The organism is Pseudomonas syringae group sp. 243L2 (assembly GCF_032587875.1).
GTDB lineage: Bacteria > Pseudomonadota > Gammaproteobacteria > Pseudomonadales > Pseudomonadaceae > Aquipseudomonas > Aquipseudomonas amygdali.
Window position 1 is genome coordinate 596,608 of sequence record NZ_JAWHPL010000021.1, and the last position, 18,764, is coordinate 615,371.

At 58.6% G+C, this 18,764-nt stretch carries 15 protein-coding genes; 11 read left to right on the top strand and 4 right to left on the bottom strand.

The genetic code is table 11. The annotated features are described in order from the left end of the window. Window positions 1-113: 113 nt before the first annotated feature. Both RYB66_RS15630 and RYB66_RS15635 read right to left on the bottom strand, forming a co-directional pair. On the bottom strand, window positions 114-1,253 hold the full coding sequence (locus RYB66_RS15630; RefSeq protein WP_316894827.1) for a glycerate kinase: 1,140 nt from the start codon (window positions 1,251-1,253) through the stop codon (window positions 114-116). Window positions 1,254-1,364: 111 nt separating this feature from the next. Next, a complete protein-coding gene (locus RYB66_RS15635) occupies window positions 1,365-2,456 on the bottom strand; it encodes a sugar diacid recognition domain-containing protein (RefSeq protein WP_057405167.1) in 1,092 nt (363 codons plus the stop codon). Between the two features lie 229 nt (window positions 2,457-2,685). On the opposite strand from RYB66_RS15635, the gene RYB66_RS15640 reads away from it, so the two are divergent. Continuing rightward, the gene (locus RYB66_RS15640) at window positions 2,686-3,777 is read left to right on the top strand and encodes an alpha/beta hydrolase (RefSeq protein WP_316895000.1); all 1,092 of its coding nucleotides are present in this window, start codon (window positions 2,686-2,688) and stop codon (window positions 3,775-3,777) included. Between the two features lie 13 nt (window positions 3,778-3,790). Here RYB66_RS15640 and RYB66_RS15645 read toward each other — a convergent pair whose 3' ends face one another. Continuing rightward, window positions 3,791-4,504: a FadR/GntR family transcriptional regulator gene (locus RYB66_RS15645; protein ID WP_002553932.1), complete on the bottom strand. Its 714-nt coding sequence runs from the start codon at window positions 4,502-4,504 to the stop codon at window positions 3,791-3,793. A 468-nt stretch (window positions 4,505-4,972) separates the two neighbouring features. Here RYB66_RS15645 and RYB66_RS15650 point away from each other — a divergent pair, with 468 nt between their 5' ends. The 5 genes from RYB66_RS15650 to RYB66_RS15670 all read left to right on the top strand — a co-directional run bounded on the left by RYB66_RS15650 (window position 4,973) and on the right by RYB66_RS15670 (window position 11,053). Further along, entirely contained in the window at window positions 4,973-6,298 is a 1,326-nt protein-coding gene (locus RYB66_RS15650) for an MFS transporter (protein ID WP_005745896.1), read from the top strand. Between the two features lie 52 nt (window positions 6,299-6,350). Next, complete coding sequence (gudD, locus tag RYB66_RS15655) at window positions 6,351-7,703, top strand: glucarate dehydratase (protein ID WP_044345239.1); 1,353 nt, start codon at window positions 6,351-6,353, stop codon at window positions 7,701-7,703. 147 nt (window positions 7,704-7,850) lie between these two features. Beyond that, the gene (locus RYB66_RS15660; protein ID WP_004665647.1) at window positions 7,851-8,504 is read left to right on the top strand and encodes a DUF1345 domain-containing protein; all 654 of its coding nucleotides are present in this window, start codon (window positions 7,851-7,853) and stop codon (window positions 8,502-8,504) included. A gap of 40 nt (window positions 8,505-8,544) precedes the next feature. Continuing rightward, window positions 8,545-9,501 carry a D-2-hydroxyacid dehydrogenase family protein gene (locus RYB66_RS15665; RefSeq protein WP_316894829.1) on the top strand — a complete coding sequence of 319 codons (957 nt, stop codon included), beginning with the start codon at window positions 8,545-8,547 and terminating at the stop codon, window positions 9,499-9,501. Window positions 9,502-9,802: 301 nt separating this feature from the next. Continuing rightward, entirely contained in the window at window positions 9,803-11,053 is a 1,251-nt protein-coding gene (locus RYB66_RS15670) for a cellulase family glycosylhydrolase (protein ID WP_039847471.1), read from the top strand. 97 nt (window positions 11,054-11,150) lie between these two features. On the opposite strand, the gene RYB66_RS15675 is transcribed toward RYB66_RS15670, so the two are convergent. Continuing rightward, the gene (locus RYB66_RS15675; protein ID WP_316885473.1) at window positions 11,151-13,277 is read right to left on the bottom strand and encodes a TonB-dependent receptor; all 2,127 of its coding nucleotides are present in this window, start codon (window positions 13,275-13,277) and stop codon (window positions 11,151-11,153) included. 192 nt (window positions 13,278-13,469) lie between these two features. Here RYB66_RS15675 and pncA point away from each other — a divergent pair, with 192 nt between their 5' ends. The 5 genes from pncA (at window position 13,470) to RYB66_RS15700 (ending at window position 18,696) form a co-directional block, all read left to right on the top strand. Continuing rightward, window positions 13,470-14,114, top strand: a complete 645-nt coding sequence (gene pncA / locus RYB66_RS15680) for a bifunctional nicotinamidase/pyrazinamidase (RefSeq protein ID WP_316894830.1) — start codon at window positions 13,470-13,472, stop codon at window positions 14,112-14,114. Between the two features lie 140 nt (window positions 14,115-14,254). After that, on the top strand, window positions 14,255-15,193 hold the full coding sequence (locus RYB66_RS15685) for a formate/nitrite transporter family protein (RefSeq protein ID WP_002553942.1): 939 nt from the start codon (window positions 14,255-14,257) through the stop codon (window positions 15,191-15,193). 86 nt (window positions 15,194-15,279) lie between these two features. Then, a complete protein-coding gene (locus tag RYB66_RS15690) occupies window positions 15,280-15,963 on the top strand; it encodes a response regulator transcription factor (protein WP_002553943.1) in 684 nt (227 codons plus the stop codon). Beyond that, window positions 15,941-17,338 (top strand): sensor histidine kinase, encoded by a 1,398-nt coding sequence (locus RYB66_RS15695; RefSeq protein ID WP_016981055.1) that lies wholly within the window; start codon window positions 15,941-15,943, stop codon window positions 17,336-17,338. The genes RYB66_RS15690 and RYB66_RS15695 overlap by 23 nt, the downstream gene beginning before the upstream one ends. A gap of 431 nt (window positions 17,339-17,769) precedes the next feature. Further along, the gene (locus tag RYB66_RS15700) at window positions 17,770-18,696 is read left to right on the top strand and encodes an alpha/beta hydrolase (RefSeq protein ID WP_316894832.1); all 927 of its coding nucleotides are present in this window, start codon (window positions 17,770-17,772) and stop codon (window positions 18,694-18,696) included. The last annotated feature ends 68 nt before the right edge of the window (window positions 18,697-18,764 follow it).

An 18,764-nucleotide genomic window follows, 5' to 3' on the forward strand; every position in this document is an offset into this window, starting at 1 on the left:
CGCCCTTGTCCGACAATTCTTTAGGATTGCTGGTGATAATCAGGTTTTTTACTCAAAAGGCCGATCGGCCAACTGGACCGAGCCTGTGCAAGGCGCTGCCCGAAGGGCAGCCTTCAGCGTCCTGCCGCCATTTGCCAGAGCCGCGCCAGGTCACGCGCGCGGTCGTGCAGCAGGCGACTGGCATCGCGACAGGCCTGTTCAAGGCTCATCGGCCCGCTGGCCAGCGCGAAGGCTGCGCCAATGCCGTGCGGGTAAAGCTGCTCGTAGCCTTCGCCCAGCGTTCCAGCCAGCACGATCACTGGCACTTGCTGGCGCTTCGCGACGCGCGCGACGCCAAGCGGCGTCTTGCCGCGCAAGGTCTGCGCATCAAAACGGCCTTCGCCGGTGATGACCAGGTCGGCCCCGGTCAACGCCTGCTCCAGCCCGGTCAGCTCGGCAACCACCTCAACGCCTGCGCGAAACGAGGCATTCAGATACGCCTTGGCAGCAAAGCCCATTCCGCCTGCCGCGCCGCTGCCAGGGCTGTTGCGCTGGTCCAGACCGAGGATCCGCGCCGAATGGTCGGCGAAACACCCAAGTGCGGCATCCAGCGCCACAACCTGCTCGGGCGATGCGCCTTTTTGCGGGCCGAAGATATGCGAGGCGCCATTCGGTCCACACAGAGGATTATCGACGTCGGCGGCAATCTCGACGCACACGTCAGACAAGCGCGGATCAAAGCCGCTCAGGTCGATACGGGCCAGATCGGCAAGCGCGAGACCGCCCGATGGCAAGGGCTGATCGTCGACATCGAGAAAGCGTGCGCCCAATGCCGAGAGCATGCCGCTGCCGCCGTCGTTGGTTGCGCTGCCACCGATGGCCAGAATCACGCGACGGGCACCCGCATCCAGTGCCGCCGAGATCAACTGGCCCGTACCTGCTGTGCTGGTCACACAGGCGTCGCGCTGTGCCAGCGTCAGTAATTGCAAGCCGCTGGCCATGGCCATTTCGATGATTGCCGTTCTGCTCTCGGCCAGCCAGCCCCAATGAGCCTGGACCGGATCGCCCAGCGGTCCGCTGACCCGGGCGCTCATCAGTTCACCATTGCAGGCTGCCAGCAGCGCTTCGATGGTGCCCTCCCCGCCATCTGCCATCGGGCATTTGATCAGTTGGGCATGCGGCCAGACCTCGGCCAGACCACTGGCGATGGCGTCGGCAACGGCCTGTGCACTGAGGCTGTCCTTGAACGAGTCGGGGGCGATGACTATTTTCATTGTTGTTCTCCATATCCGATGCTCGCATGCTCTCATCCGCCACCAGGTTTGCCGCCAGCCCTTCGCACAACGATCGGCAACCGTTATCGGGCATTTGAACAAAAACCGTGTTCAGTCGTGACGAGTGATCATCTGCGCGCCCAGATACAGACGCAGCAGGTCATCGGTCTTGTAAGGATCGCAGCCGGTCAGCTCGCCGATCTTCTCCAGCCGGTAACGCAGGCTGTTGCGATGGATGCCCAGGGCTTCGGCGCAGGCCTGGCTTTCGCCGCTGTACTCGAACCATTTGCACAGGGTGTCAAGCAGTTGTACGTGGTTATGCAAACGGCCAATCGGCTCGGCGACGTCTTCAGCCAGCCAGTCGTGGCGGTAGCGCCAGAACAGCACCGGCAAACGGTACGCCTCAAGACGCAGCAAGCGTTGCCCCGGCAGAGCCTGACTGGCGTAATCGAGCAGATCCCGCGCCGCCGCACAGGCATGACGCAAGGCAGGCAGATCAGCAGACTGAGCCACGGTGGCCATGCGCAGCACCGGCCAGCGGTGCTCATCGAACTGCTTGAGCAGCAGCGCATCGTCACGTTCCTTGCCCGTCGCACGGCACCAGTACAACAAGGTGGGCTCGCGCAGCACGCACCAACTGTCGGCGTAACGCGTGCCAAGCCAGGTTGCCACCTGGCTGGCAACCTGCCCTTGCTGGTCAAACTGGATCAATACCACCTGACGCGCCACATGCGGCTGCAAACCAAGCTGGCGGGCTTCATCCACCAGGCTATCGGGGCAATCCGGCAGCAGCAGGCGAGCCAGCAGGTCTTCGCTGCGCTGTGCCCGCCATTGCAGGTCAGCCTGCTGACGACGATGTTCCATAAGCATCTCGGCGGTCATCTTCACCAGCTCGCCGTACACCCGGACCTCGTCCGGCTCGCCGGTGATGCCGAGCACGCCGACCAATTGATGGTCAAGCATCAGCGGCAGATTGACCCCCGGCTTGACGCCACCGAGCTGCAAAGCCGCCTGCGAATCAATTTCCACCACCTGCCGGTTGGCCAGCACCCGCTGCGCGCCCTCATGACGGGTACACAAGCGCTCGGGGTCGCCACTGCCGATGATGATGCCCAGGTAGTCCATGACATTGACGTTGTAGGGCAGAATGGCCATGGCCCGGTCGACGATGTCCTGGGCCAGCGCCCGATCAAGGGCGAACATGAAAAGCTCCAGACGCGTGGCAAGGCTTGCAATGGTTAGGCATATGGATACATGTTGTTGAAGTTATAGAACGCCCGAGTGTGCCTGAAAGTGGTCACCGGCGCGACGTACATGGCAGAGTGCCCGCGTCGACCTTTTGAACTTCCACACACACGTGCACAGGCCCCTTTTGATCAAATCCCGACTCGCCAGCCTGCTCTCGCTATTGACCCTGCAAGCCTGCACCTCAATGGCGGAAAGCGAAGCACCGACGCAGCGTTTTGAAGACTACCGTCAGCAAACCATTGAACTGATCCGCAAGCAACGCAACTTCCAGACCGCCGACCATGAGGCCGAACTGGGCTGGAACGCGCCGCGCCAATGGACCCCGACTGGAACGCCTAAAGGCGGCGTTCTGCTGGTGCACGGGCTGGGTGACTCAGCGTGGTCCTTCAATGATGTGGCACAGAAACTCGCCGCTCAGGGCTATCTGGTCAGGACTGTGCTGCTGCCGGGGCATGGCACCAGGCCCGAAGACATGCTTGATGTGCGTCTGGAGCAGTGGCAGCAGGTGGTGCGAGAGCAAACGCAACAGCTGAGCCGCGAGGTGCCGAAAGTCTATCTGGGGGGCTTTTCAACCGGGGCCAATCTGGTGCTCGATTACGCCTATGACCACGAAGAAATTGCCGGGCTGGTGTTGTTCTCGCCGGCATTTCGTTCCAACAGCGGCTATGCCTGGCTGACCCCGTGGATCGGCTGGGCCAGGCCGTGGCTTGCCGCCCCCAACGACGGCCTGCGCCCGATGCAGACGCCGGTTCGTTACATGAACATGCCCACCAACGGTTTCGCCCAGTTCTATCGCAGCAGCGCGCTGGCTCAGGACCGCCTGCATCAACGTCGCTATGACAAGCCGGTGTTCATCGCCATCGCCGAGCACGACTCGGTACTCGACACTGATTACGTGCTGGACAATTTCAGCCAGCGCTTCAGTAACCCCGCCAGTCGCCTGATCTGGTACGGCGACCTGCCCGCCCGCGCTGCCAATACGCCGCGCGTCGAGGTGCGCAAGGACTACCTGCCGGAATACCGCATCAGCCGCTTTTCCCACATGGGCCTGCTTTTTTCAGCGGATAACCCGCTTTATGGCGTATCCGGTAGCCAGCGCATCTGCTGGAACGGCCAGAGCACACCGGACACCGCGAAATGCATGGCGGGCGAGCCGGTGTGGTATTCGGACTGGGGCTATACCGAACCGGGCAAGATCCACGCACGCCTGACCTTCAACCCGTATTTCGAGTGGCAAACCCAAGTGATGCTCGGCGTGCTGAATGCAACACAGTAAAACTCAAAGGCTCTTACTCCAGCGGCACCAGTCGCTCACGGCTGTTGCTCAGGTGCGTCCACATCGCCGCACGCGCTGCATCCGGGTCCTTGCGGCGAATAGCGCTGAGCAGTGCTTCGTGTTCAAGGTTGGCCAGATAGCCTTGATGCGCGAGGTTATTGCCCGCCCGCTCGCTTGACGCAATGCGGCTACGCGGAATGATCGCGCTGCCCAGGTGCTGCATGATTTCCATGAAATACGGGTTGCCGGTGGCTTCGGCGATGAGCATGTGAAAGCGTTTATCGGCCTCCACACAGCTGTCGTCATTGGCCAGCAGGTCCTGATAATCGTCCAGTGCCTGACGCATGGCCGCCAGTTGCTCATCGGTGCGGCGCACAGCGGCCAGCGCGACGGCCTGGGTTTCCAGGCCAATACGCAGTTCGATGATATCGCGCACCCGTGAAACGGTTTCAACCTTCAGACGCAGGCCGGTCTGGTCACTGCGCTCCAGCACAAACGTACCGATACCGTGGTGGGTCACCACCAGCCCTGACGCCTGCAACTTGGAAATGGCCTCGCGCACGACAGTGCGACTGACGCCGTGCTCACGAACGATCTGGTTTTCGGAAGGCAGCTTCTGACCGGGTGCGATTTTGCCCAGCAAAATACGCTGGCTCAGTTCGGTGACCAGATCGGTGGCCAGGCTGTGCTGACGACGTTTGGGCGCTGCGCTGACAGGCTCTTGCATGGCGAATGAATCCTGACTTGTCTGGTCGGGCTGCCGTATCACGGTCATAACAGCGCGAATGTTAGGTTGAGTGCGCAAAAAGGCCGGTGGAATCGGCCTGCGCGGTTGTCTTACTTGTATTACAAGCTATCTGTCACTGTCAAAGCTCTTGATTTACCTCGAAGCGTTTTTTCAACAGCACAGCTTGAAAGAAACGGCTCGTGAATAGGTCATACCCGACTCATTAAAAAGGCTAATACCCAGCAATCAATGGGTAAAAATATTAAATTAACATCGTCATACTGACGCGCCCTGCGCACGTACCTGCATCCAGAAAAACTTTCCCAATCGTCCAAATCATCAGCATCAGGGGATTGCACAAGCCTTTTTTACTTGTATGATGACCGACAATGCGAAGGACACACTTCGCACATACCCGCATAAAAACAACGAGTGGGAGATTCAACTGTGAGCACATCCAATTCCAGGATGGCCGACGGCACTGATTCGGTTCTGAGTTCAGCCGTATCGAAGGTCAAACGTCACGTCCTGCCGCTTTTCGTCATCATGTTTATCGTCAACTACATCGACCGGGTGAACATCGGCTTTGTGCGTTCGCACATGGAGCATGACCTGGGTATCGGTGCTGCAGCCTATGGCCTGGGTGCCGGACTGTTCTTCATCGGTTATGCCCTCTTCGAAGTCCCTTCCAACATTCTGCTGCAGAAAGTCGGCGCACGTATCTGGTTGACGCGGATCATGCTCACCTGGGGCATCGTTGCTGCCTGCATGGCCTTCATCCAGAACGAAACCCACTTCTACATCCTGCGCTTTCTGCTGGGCGTGGCCGAGGCAGGCTTCTTTCCAGGCGTGATCTACTACTTCACCCGCTGGTTGCCCGGGGTTGAGCGCGGCAAGGCAATTGCCATTTTCCTCAGCGGCTCGGCCATCGCTTCGCTGATTTCCGGACCACTGTCAGGCCTGCTGTTGCAGATCACCGGTTTCGGAATGAAAGGCTGGCAGTGGATGTATTTCATCGAAGGCATGTTCTCGGTGGGCCTGTGCTTCTTCGTCTGGTTCTGGCTGGACTCCAAACCGCACGACGCCAAATGGCTGACCCGCGAAGAACAGGACGCGTTGGTCAGCGCCATCGATGCCGAACAGGCTGCCCGCGAAGCGGCGACGCCAGTCAAAGCTTCCATCGGCAAGTTGCTCAAGGACAGCCAGATCATTCTGTTCTGCCTGATCTACTTCTTCATTCAGTTGACCATCTACGCAGCGACCTTCTGGCTACCGAGCATCATCCGCAAAATGGGCAGCCTGACTGACTTTGAAGTCGGCATGTTCAACTCCATTCCATGGCTGCTGTCGATTATCGGCATGTACGCTTTCGCCACGCTGTCCGCCAAGTGGAAGCGCCAGCAGGCGTGGGTAGCGATTGCGCTGCTGATTGCCGCTGCCGGGATGTTCATGTCCACCACTGGCAGCCCGATCTTCGCCTTCGTTGCCATCTGCTTTGCAGCACTGGGTTTCAAGTCGGCTTCGTCGCTGTTCTGGCCCATCCCGCAAGCGTATCTGGATGCACGTATCGCCGCAGCGGTCATTGCGTTGATCAACTCGGTGGGCAACCTGGGTGGCTTCGTGGCGCCGACCACTTTCGGCTTGCTGGAAGAGCACACCGGCTCCATCCAGGGCGGGCTGTATGGCCTGACGGTCACATCGATCATTGCCGCAATCATCGTCTTCGCTGCGCGCAATACGCCCAAGCCAGGCGCGACGCCGGTAGCCGCCATCCATACCCCGGCCACGCATTGATGCAGGTTCGAAGCGACGCCATTACAGGCCATATTTTTTTACGGGATCAGCTATGAACATTCAACAAGCCAACATCACCAGCAAGGCCCCTGTCATTACCGAGATGCAAGTAGTGCCAGTGGCTGGCCATGACGACATGCTGCTCAACCTCAGCGGCGCGCATGGCCCTTACTTCACCCGCAATATCGTGATACTCAAGGACAATGCCGGGCATGTCGGCGTCGGCGAAGTGCCGGGTGGCGAGTTGATCCGCCAGACGCTGGAAGACGCACGCTCGCTGGTGGTCGGCAGCAGCATCGGCACTTACCAGAAGATCCTCAATGAGGCACGCAAAGCCTTCGCCGATCGCGATTCGGGCGGCCGCGGCCTGCAGACCTTCGACCTGCGCATTGCCATTCACGCTGTCACCGCGCTGGAAGCCGCCCTGCTCGACCTGCTTGGTCAGCACCTGGACGTACCGGTTGCTGCATTGCTGGGCGAAGGTCAGCAACGTGATCAGGTCGAGATGCTCGGCTACCTGTTTTATGTCGGCGACCAGCGCAAAACCGACCTGGCCTACCGCAGCGAGCCCGACGCCGATAATGACTGGTTCCGCATTCGTCATGAAGAAGCGCTGACTCCGCAGGCGGTGGTCCGTCTGGCTGAAGCTGCGCACCAGCGTTACGGCTTTCAGGACTTCAAGCTCAAGGGCGGCGTACTGAGCGGTGACGCAGAGATCGAAGCTGTCACGGCGCTGGCTGAGCGTTTTCCCGATGCGCGTATTACCCTTGACCCCAACGGAGCCTGGTCGCTCAAGGAAGCCATCCGCCTGTGCCGCGATCAGCATCACGTGCTGGCGTATGCCGAAGACCCGTGCGGCGCGGAAAACGGTTATTCCGGTCGCGAAGTCATGGCCGAGTTCCGGCGCGCTACCGGGCTGAAGACTGCCACCAACATGATCGCCACCGACTGGCGGGAAATGGGCCATGCCATTCAATTGCAATCGGTGGACATTCCACTGGCTGATCCGCACTTCTGGACCATGCAGGGCTCGGTACGTGTGGCGCAGATGTGCAACGAGTGGGGTCTGACCTGGGGCTCGCATTCCAACAACCATTTCGATATTTCTCTGGCGATGTTCACCCACGTTGCCGCTGCGGCGCCGGGCAACATCACGGCGATTGATACCCACTGGATCTGGCAGGACGGCCAGCGCCTGACCAAGGCCCCGTTGCAGATTATCGGCGGCAAGGTCGATGTGCCCAAGCAGGCGGGGCTGGGCGTCGAGCTGGACATGGACCAACTGGCCAAGGCTCACGAACTCTACAAAGGCATGGGCCTGGGCGCACGCAATGACGCAGTGGCCATGCAGTTTCTGATCCCGGACTGGAAATTCAACAACAAGCAGCCTTGCCTGGTGCGTTGAGCCAGCTTAAAAAACCACTCGCCGCCTGCTGACAATCTGGCTGGCACACGGCGCGCAACCCCCTTGCGCGCCGTTTTTTTCAAATCCGGCTTGGCATGCAAAATGGGCATGCTACTGTCTCGTAATCTCCTGTAACGACTAGACCGCATGCGCCATCTTGCCCGCACCCGCCCTCGCCTGACGCTCGCAGCTCTGGTTGGCCTCACCGCCGGCATTGCCTGGGCCTGGCTGATCCCCCACGCAACACTCACGCAGAGCCTGCTGACCGGCTGGGACACAGGGGTATGGCTGTATCTGATCCTTATTTTCGTTCGCACACTGCGCAGCAACGCCGACGATGTCCGCCGAGTCGCGATGATGGAAGACGAAAACGCGGGCGTCATTCTGGTAACGGTCTGCGTGGCGGCACTGGCGAGTCTGGCGGCGATCATCTTCGAAGTCGCGAGCAGCAAGGGCCTGTCCAGCGACGCCAAAATGCTCCATCACGCCTTTACCGGTCTTACCGTCATCGGCTCCTGGCTGATGATCGGGGTGATCTTCAGCCTGCATTACGCACGCATGTTCTATACCTGGAAAGGCAAGGAGCCCGCGCTGGCGTTTGTCGGCGGAGAAAAGCACCCTGACTACTGGGACTTTCTGTACTTTTCGTTCACCCTCAGCGTTGCGGTACAGACCTCCGATGTCGGCGTCGCGACCCGCGAAATGCGCAAGGTTGTGCTTGGTCAGTCGTTGATCTGCTTTGTGTTCAACACCGCGATTCTGGGCTTTTCGATTAATATCGCTGCCAGCCTGTTCAATTAGTGCTCGGTTTCATACAAACCCGTCAAGAGGCCTTCAGACAATGACCCCGTTGAAAATCGCAGTGCTCGATGATTGGCAAAACATAGCCAGCGATGTGGTGGACTGGTCGGTGCTCGACTCCGTGGGCGACATCAGCTTTCTGCACGACTTCCCGGCCGACACCGCAACCATGGTGCAACGCCTGCAAGGCTTCGACATCATTTGCCTGATGCGCGAGCGAACCCTGTTCGATGAGGCACTGCTCAGCCAACTGTCTGCGCTCAAATTGCTGGTCACAGGCGGCATGCGCAATGCGGCGATTGATATCCCTGCGGCCAAGCGGCACGGCATTGTGGTGTGCGGAACAGAAAGCTATAAACACGCGGCACCGGAACTGACCTGGGCGCTGATCATGGGCATCACCCGCAATCTGATGGCCGAGGCCAGCTCTTTGCGCGCGGGCAACTGGCAGGTCGGGCTGGGCAGCGACCTGCACGGCAAGACCCTGGGCATTCTCGGGCTGGGCAGTATCGGCAAATGGATTGCCCGCTACGGTCAGGCGTTCGGCATGCAGGTCATTGCCTGGAGCCAGAATCTGACACCCGAAGCCGCTGCCGAATCGGGCGTCACGTACGTCAGCAAACAGCAACTGTTCGAACAGGCTGATGTGCTCTCGGTACACCTGGTACTCAGCGACCGCAGCCGTGGCCTGGTGGACGCGGAGGCACTGGGCTGGATGAAACCGAGCGCCTACCTGATCAACTCGTCACGCGGCCCGATCATCGAGCAGACTGCGCTGCTTGAAACACTGCAACAGCGCAACATCGCAGGCGCCGCACTCGACGTGTTCGACATCGAACCGCTGCCGGCCAATCACCCGTTCCGCACGCTGGACAACGTGTTGGCAACACCGCATATCGGATACGTCACCGAAAACAATTACCGGACCTTTTATGGGCAGATGATCGAAGACATTCAGGCCTGGCATGCGGGCTCGCCGATTCGGCTGCTTGGCTGACACCTTGTACGCCGTCAAAACGGTAATCTGTCGACTCAGTCACTCAGACTTTTTGTTGCTCTAAAAACCCTGTTTATGCGACCCTGCTCCGCTAACAGATAACGCTCAAAACAGGATTACGCCAGGACGCCATATTCCAAGGAAGAACAGAAAAAGAAAAACGTTAATAAAAGCGTCATCTTAAGTTTCCCTCCCCGTTATATGAATACTGCAATCCACTAAGTTATAGCTGGTCTGGCGACTTATTCTCCTGTTTCGCAGGGCGCAGCCACTTGTCGCACGGAGCCTACAGAGACATTCGATGAATATTCGCTCAGACAGGTCATATGACCCCCTCATGGCCGCCAGGGAAAAGCCTGTAATGGCCGGTAGAACCACGCGTGCTGTGGGCGCTGGCGCTACTGAAGCGAATCCGGATACGCAGGCGAAGCTCGACACCTACACCGCCTCTGACAGCCGCTCCGCCGAGGCACCGGAAGCTTTTCCGGTCTACACGAGAACCATGCTCAGTCGAAATGCTCGGTCACTGGAGAGCGAAGCATCCCCGTCGGATAGGGCATTGCTTGCCAGTCAAAAAGCGCTTGTCAGCCAGAACGATACAAAGGCTGTTGGAAGCGAAGTGGCCGCGGTGAAGGACAGCACGGCCCTTTCGGACGCAGAAAAAAAAGCCAAGGAAGCAGAAAAGGCCGCTTCTTCAGAGGCAGCCAAAGCTGCCCAGACCGTCGCGCGCGGGGGAGCCAACGCCAATCCTGATGACATCGCCACACCTGCTGCTGCCACGAAGATGATTCAGGACCTGAAAACGATTGGAGGCGGGACCTTACGCTTCCAGATGACGCATGATCAGATCAAGGACGCCAGGCAGATGGATAAGCTCAGGGCATTGCTTAGCGAAGGAGACAAACAGGGTGTGAAAGTTCAGTTCACCTTTCGCGACAATGCGAACCAGGGTGGCGGAAACGTGCTGACCGGAGAAAAGTTGAAGCAGGCCTCGGCCGACATCAGTAATGTGGTCAAAAAGTTTGGCAGTCGTACCAGTTTCGTACTGGACACTTTCAATCAGGGCGGCAAAAGCGCCAGTCAGGACTGGGCTGACATGCAGACCACATTAATTAAAGCCGCGCGCAATTCCGGCTATAAAGGAACTATTGTTGTCGAGGACAGCAACTGGGGAGGTGGCCTGACTGCTGGCCCGCAAAGCGGCCTGGTCAAGTTTGCCGATCAATTAAAGGCCGCCAATGGCGAAGGCAACCCTGCCCTGATTGGCAGTTTTCATGTGTACGCCAGGGAAAGCGAAGCCTCTTCCCGGCTCGGAAAACAGATCAAGGCACTGCGAGAGGCTGGTTATAAATTCCAGATTGGCGAAGTGGGTAACGCCAAATTTCTGGTAGGAAACACGTTCCAGCAAAAGGACGAAGCCACCAAAGCCTTGCAGGATAATATGACCGCTCTCAAAGCAGCCGGAGCGGACATTCTACCTGGCAAGGACCAGTTCCAGGATGGCAAACTTCGCCGCCGTGCCGGCTTTTCAAAGTCAGATCAGTTCTTATGATTCAATACGGCGCGTGATCAGGGTCCGGTATCCATGACACACGCTGCTGAACCTGACCCTCAAAGGGTCAGGCTTTGCATCTCAGGTACTTGCACCATCACAACGTATAAGCAATCCCCACCTGCACCGTCCGCGGCGCCCCCGGATACGCATAGACGTTGCCAAACGCACCTTCCTCATACTCGGTATCGAAGACGTTCTTCAGGTCCAGGTTGAGCTTCACGTGCTGGTTGACCTTGTAGTACGCCAGCAGGTCGAACACGGTGTAGCTGTCCATCGAAAAGGCGACATTGGCGGTGCGCCCGGCGCGCTGGTCGACATAACGACCGCCGCCGCCCAGACCCAGGCCGCGCAAGGTCCCCTCCTGAAACTCGTAGACGTTGAGCAGGCTGAAGGTCTGCTCAGGGATGTTCATCAACCGTGTGCCGGAGCGCAGGGTGTTGTCCTTGGTCACTTCGGCGTCGACGTAAGCGTAGCTGCCCATCATCCGCCACTCGGGCGTCAGGTTGCCGACCACGTTGAGATCCAGGCCACGGCTGCGCACTTCGCCTGCCGCTACACTGAATGTGGAATCAACCGGGTCGGTGGTCAGCACGTTACGCTTCTCGATCTGGTAGATCGCCGCATCAACACTCAACTGGCCTTCCAGCGCTTCCCACTTGGTGCCGATTTCGTAAGACTTGCCCTCTTCCGGCTTGAAGCCGCCACCCAGCCGGCTCGCGCCGCTGTTGGGTTTGAATGAACGTGCGGTATTGGCGTAGACAGCGATGGTGTCGGTCAGGTCGTAGCTCAGGCCCACACGCGGTGTGACGGCATTATCGCTGGCGGTCCAACTGCTGGTGCCGGGCAGGAAGGAATCGTAGTCATGTTCAAAACGCTCCAGACGCACGCCGCCCAATAGCTTCAGACGCTCGGTCAGCGCCACCTGATCCTGCACAAAGGCAGCCCAGGTCTTGAGGTTTTCCTTGTCGTGGGTCGTGGTCCGGGTAAGTGCTGGCCGGGCCTGACCATAGACAGGGTTGAAGATGTCTATCGGGTAGGCACCGACGGCGCCGCTGGAACGCTGGATGATCGACTTGTAGTCATAATCCTCATACTCGACCCCGGTCAGCAGCGTGTGGTCGAAACCACCGACGGAAAAGTGCCCGGTCAGGTTCAACTGCACATCGCGATCTGTCCATTCCAGCTTGCGATAGTTGAAGTTGCGCCCGAGGGTGCGACCATCTGCCGCCAGGCCGTTGGCCTCGATGGCATTGCCTTGCAGGGAACCGTCGAGAAGCTGGACGCCGCCACCCAGCTTCCAGTCGGCATTGAGGTCATGTTCGAAGCGCAACTGAGCCATGTTGTTGTCGTTATGCAGCTTGCCCACGCTCTTCTCGCCGAAGAACGTATCGCGCGAGGCGGTACTCGTCTGGTTGGCATAACGCGTCAGGCCACGATCCAGCGGTGCATTGTTGCGCATGAAGTCGCCTTCGAAGGTAATGCGCGTGGCGTCATTGACCTCCCAGCTCAAAACCGGAGCCACGCCATAGCGTTCGGTCTCGACGTGATCACGAAAGGTATCGCCGCCTTCGCCCACGACGTTGAGGCGATAGGCGAAACGCCCTTCGTCATCGAGCGGACCGGACGCGTCCAGCGTGCCGCGCTTCATGCCCTGATCATTGAGCTGGCTGCCCAGCGTGACCTTGCGCTCGGCCAGCGGCTGCTTGGAGACCACGTTGAAGGTGCCGCCCGGATCGCCCCGGCCGTACAGCGTAGTGGCCGGACCGCGCAACACTTCAAGGCGCTCGATGGTGTTGGCATCCGGCATGTTCGGATAGCCGCGATTGATCGGGAAGCCGTTGCGATAGAACTCGCCGGTGGTAAAACCGCGCACCGTGAATGTAGTCAGCCCTTGACCGCCGAAGTTGTTGGCCCGCCCGACGCCACCCGCGTAGTCCAGAGCGTCCTGCAATCGTGTGGAACCGATGTCTTCTACCGCGTCGCGGGTCACAACGCTGACGGACTGTGGCGTTTCATGCAGCGAGGTATCGGTGCGCGTGGCGCTGGCGGAGCGTGTGGCCCGATAGCCTTCGACCGGCCCTTGCGCCGTTTCGGCATTGGCAGCGCCCTGGATGTCGATATTCTGCAACTCTACGGAAGGTTGCCCGGCAGTAATCTGGTCAGCCCAGGCGGCTTGAGAGATCGCTTGAATGACGCAAAGTGAAACGAGAGTACGACGCATCGACGTGCAGCCCTTGGCAAGAAACCAGGCCTCTTGGGACCCGGCAGGATTTTTCGCGAATAGTACAGATTCGTATTAACACCTGATACAAATTCGCAAAAATATCTTTTGCCCATGCTGCGCATCACACTTCGCAACCGTGGGGACAAACAGGCAAACTGGCGCTCATCGCACCTGACAAGAGAACCGACAATGCCTCTTTCCAACAAGCCCGCCGACCCGCGCTGTGCTTTGCTGGTGATCGACATGCAGTACGACTTCATGCCCGGCGGACAACTGGCGGTGGCTGACGGCGACGCGTTGCTGCCGTTGATCAATCGTCTGGGCACGCGTTTTGCCCAAGTGATCATTACGCAGGACTGGCATCCTGCCGGGCATATTTCGTTTGCTTCAAGCCACGCTCAGCGCCTGCCGTTCGAGAGCATCACCCTGCCCTACGGCCCGCAAACCCTGTGGCCGGACCATTGCGTGCAAGGCAGCCACGGTGCGCAGTTGCACGCTGATCTTGACCTGCCTCACGCACAACTGATCCTGCGCAAGGGCTGCAATACGCATATCGACAGCTATTCGGCATTTCTGGAGGCAGACCGCAAGACCAGCACAGGACTGGCCGGGTATTTGAAAGAGCGCGGCATCGACACGGTATTCGTGGTCGGTCTGGCGCTGGATTTCTGCGTCGCCTGGTCTGCTCAGGATGCACGCAGTGCCGGTTTCAATACGTATGTCATCGAAGATGGCTGTCGCGCCATCGACATGGACGGCTCGCTGGAGAATGCCTGGAAGAACCTCCTGAGCATGGGTGTAGAACGCGTGCAAAGCGCAGATCTGCTGGGCTAGACGGGCGCACCCTGCAACCGGCGCAAACAATCGTTGATACGTCCCGCTGTTAGCGAACGACCGCGCGCGGCGCCTGTCTGAACCATCGGACCGGCAATGCCCGTGCCGGTCCCTTTCATCACTGGCGCTGAGGATGTTGTATGGATCACGAAGTAGACGGCAAGACCCCCGGCCTGTCAGCCGAGGAAGAGCGCGAGATTGATGAGAACCAGCCGCCCCGCGCGGCGGTGCTGCACGAAACCATCCGTATTCAGGGCGATCACGAACTGGAGCGCAGTGTTGCCGCCCTGTGGTGGTCGGCGCTCGCGGCCGGGCTGACGATGGGCCTGTCGTTGATGGCGATGGGGCTGTTCAAGTCGCGGCTGGAAGGCATACCCGGCAGTCACGTCATCAGCAGCCTTGGCTATTCGGCCGGGTTTCTCGCGGTCATCCTGGCGCGCCAGCAATTGTTCACTGAAAACACTATTACCGCCGTGCTGCCGGTCATGAGCAAGTTGAACCTGGCCAACATCGGTCGATTGTTTCGGCTCTGGGGTGTGGTATTGGCGGGCAACCTCGCAGGAACGCTGCTGGTGGCGTATGTCATGCTCAATCTGCCGATTTTCGACACCAGTACAGACAAGGCATTTCTGGAGATTGGCCACAAGGTCATGGAAAACGACGTCAGTCAGATGTTTTCCAAGGGCATCGTGTCCGGCTGGATGATCGCAACCATGGTCTGGATGATTGCATCCATGGAAAATGCCAAGATTGCCATCATCATTCTGATCACTTACCTGATGGCGCTCGGGGACTTCACGCACATTGTCGTGGGCTCGGCCGAAGTGTCCTATCTGGTATTTGCCGGAGAGCTGGGCTGGAAGGATTTCTGGTTTACCTTTGCCGGTCCTACATTGGCAGGCAATATCATTGGTGGCAGCTTTATCTTTGCCTTGATCAGCCATGCACAGATCCGCAGCGAAAAAGACACGACCGCCAAACTGGAACGCGATCGTCAGGACAAGGCAGAAAAAAGCCGCCGGGAAAAGCAGCAGCAAACGCTCAAGGACGCGGATATCAGCATGCAGAATGACATATGATCCCTATCATTAAACTTTCTTTCAGGAAGCGCAGTGGCTTTTAAAGGCAGAATGAGTTTTTGAACGCACTTATTCAGGCAGGGACCATGACCCGAATTCTGGCAATCGAAGATGATGCCATCACAGCAAAGGAAATCGTGACCGAACTCAGCAACCACGGACTGGAAGTGGACTGGGTGGACAACGGCCGTGACGGTCTTGCACGTGCAGTGAGCGGCGACTATGACTTGATTACTCTGGACCGCATGCTTCCGGAGATGGATGGTCTGACCATCGTCACCCATCTGCGCGCCCAGGGTATCGCCACGCCAATCCTGATGATCAGCGCTCTTTCCGACGTGGACGAGCGGGTGCGCGGGCTGCGTGCAGGTGGGGATGATTATCTGCCCAAACCGTTTGCTTCCGACGAAATGGCGGCGCGTGTCGAAGTGCTCCTGCGCCGCAGTAACCCGGTCAGCGCGGGCAAGACAGTGCTACAGGTCGCTGATCTGGAACTGAACCTGATCAGCCGCGAAGCCTGCCGTGGCGGTGAGCCGCTGACCCTGCTGCCCACCGAGTTCAAGCTGCTGGAATTCCTGATGCGTAACAGCGGCCAGATCATCACCCGCATGATGATTTTCCAGGAAGTCTGGGGCTATCACTTTGATCCGGGCACCAACCTGATCGACGTGCACATTGGCCGTCTGCGCAAGAAGATAGACCAACCTGGCACCGCACAGCTGATCCAGACCGTGCGAGGTTCAGGTTATGTTATTGCCGAACCCGTCTAAGGGCTGGCGATCTTCAACAAGCCGATTACTGGCGCTATACAGTTCCCTGTTTGTCGCCTGGAGCGTGATGCTGCTGGGCGTCCTCTACTGGGAGGTCAACTCCTACCTGGACAACCTCGCCCGCCAGTCACTCACTCACCGCCAGCAGCTGTTTTCGCGCTTTGAAGGCCAGGCCCTGGTTGATGCTCTGGCCACCAGCATGACCTTCGATACGCGCGCAGTGGACGCCTATGGCCTGTTCGACCGAAACTTTCGTCCCGTGGCAGGCCCCATCACCCGTGTGCCGAAAAATCTGCCCATCGACGGCCAGATCCATGTACTGAGCGACTGCATCGAATCGGATGACCCGGGCCTGCCGCAAGGCAGCTGTGATGCGATAGTCAACCGAACGTCCGACGGGCGCTGGCTGGTACTGGTGCGCGAGAATGGCTCGTTGCTTGCCGTCAGCACTCTGATCCTGCACGCCTTGCTGTGGGGCATCTCACTGACCATTATTCCCGGGGTCGCCGGCTGGCATTTGCTGCGCCGCCGCCCGTTGCGCCGCATACGCGCCATTCAGGCCAGCGCCGAATCAATCATCGCCGGCGACATGGCTGGCCGACTGCCGGTCTCGAACAGACGTGATGAGCTGGACATGCTGGCGGTGATCGTCAACGCCATGCTCGACCGTATCGAAAAGCTCATGAACGAGGTCAAGGGCGTCTGCGACAATATCGCCCATGACCTGCGCACGCCACTGACCCGGCTGCGCGCCCAGCTTTATCGCATTCAGCAGCAATCAGCACACGATTCGCCCCATTCCACCCAGATTGCCCAGGTCATCAGTGAGGCAGACACGCTGATGGCGCGTTTCCGCGGGCTGCTGCGCATTTCGGAACTGGAAGACCGCCAGCGACGTTCGGCGTTCGTTGAGCTGGAGCTGCAACCACTGCTGCAGGAACTGCATGATTTCTACCTGCCACTGGCCGAAGAAGACCAGATCACCCTGCTGCTGGACCTGCACGACACATTACCCACGCTGGTAGGCGACCGAGCGCTGCTGTTTGAAGCGCTGACCAACCTGCTGGGAAATGCAATCAAGTTCACCCCTTCCGGCGGGATTGTAAAAATCAGCGCCTACCCCTCCAGCGACGGCATCACGCCGTGCATTGAAGTACAGGACTCTGGGCCCGGCATCCCCGTCGCCGAGCGCGCAGCCGTCTTCCAGCGCTTCTATCGCAGCGAAACCGGCACTGAACAGAGCGGCTTCGGGCTCGGTCTCTCCGTAGTCGCCGCTATCGTCAATCTGCATGGTTTTACGCTGCAAATAGGCATCAGTGAATACGGCGGCGCAAGCTTGTTGCTGGAATGTCGCACCGTAAACACTCTGGCCTGAGATTCAATCGCGATCCCCTGCGCAAAACACTACGTGCCTGCTTTTTGACGAGCTTGAAGCGTCTGGGTCAGTGGTTCCAGAGCTTTCGATAGTTATCTGGCGCAGCCTGCCAAGCGCTAATTTGTAACAATATATTTCAAAAACCGCTGTAGCTTGACCGTTTCAGCGCTCACAAGTTCCACTCAATAAATGCGCTTTTCTGGCTTTATATGACGGTTTTCCCCGAATAAATCACCCCATCGAGCAGATGGCGGTTCTTCGCCTTCCAGGCAAAATGTGAACGAATAGACATTTTTATGACGTCAGCGTCTTGTCGCTTCGCTGGCACTGCGCTATCTATAACCGGGCAAACAAGGTTCCTGCTGCACCGCTTGGCTGCACCCAAAATAATAACTCACCGGATTTCGCCACTAACAAGGCGAGGCTTTGACATGGCTGCCAAAGCAGAGAACGCTGTACTAATTAGTTGGATCAACATCGGCTGGGAGGCTGTTATGGGCGCACAATCAAAGATTTTAAGCGTAGGTCAGTATAAGGTTTACACCGAGACTTACTGGAAAGGCAGCGAGGCCAAGACCATCTTGCTGGTCAACGGTGCGTTATCGACCACCGGCTCTTTCGGGCAGACCGTCAAGTACCTGCAACCGCACTACAACCTCGTGCTATTCGACCTGCCGTTTTCGGGGCAGTCCCGAGCCCACAACCCGGACGACATGATTGTCAGCAAGGAAGATGAAGTAAACATCCTGCTGCAGTTGATCGACCTTTATCAGGTGAACCACCTGCTGTCGGTATCCTGGGGCGGTGTATCGGCCCTGCTGGCCCTTTCCGAGTGCCCGCCATCCGTGGAAAAGGCGATCATCAGCTCGTTCTCGCCGGTCCTCAACGAGGCCATGCTCGATTACATCGATAGCGCCCAGATCTATCTGGCCGCCCGCGAGAAGCGCAAGATCGGCTCACTGCTCAATGACACCGTGGGCAAGTACCTGCCGCGCCTGTTCAAACTCTATAACTACAAGCACCTGATCAGCCTTGCCGAACACGAATATCGCCAGATCGACTTTCACATCAGCCAGATTCGCAAACTAAGCGCCACTAACTACGTCGAGCGTTTTTCCTCGATCAAGATTCCGGTGCTGTTCATCAACGGTGAAAAAGATGAGTACACCACCGTTGAAGATGCGCGGATGTTTTCCAACTACATCGCCAAAAGCAGTTTCAACGTAGTTCCGGACACCGGGCACTTTCTGGACCTTGAGAGCAAGGCGGCGTGGCACCACTCGCAACGCACCGCACTGACTTTCCTGGGCACCGAAGCCACTCAACAGGTGTGGCCAAGCGTCACCGCGATGGCCTGAAATACGCTCGCCTGCGCCCGGGAAGCCGTGCAGCTTTTCCGGCGTAACGCAGTGGTTCACCGGTGTTG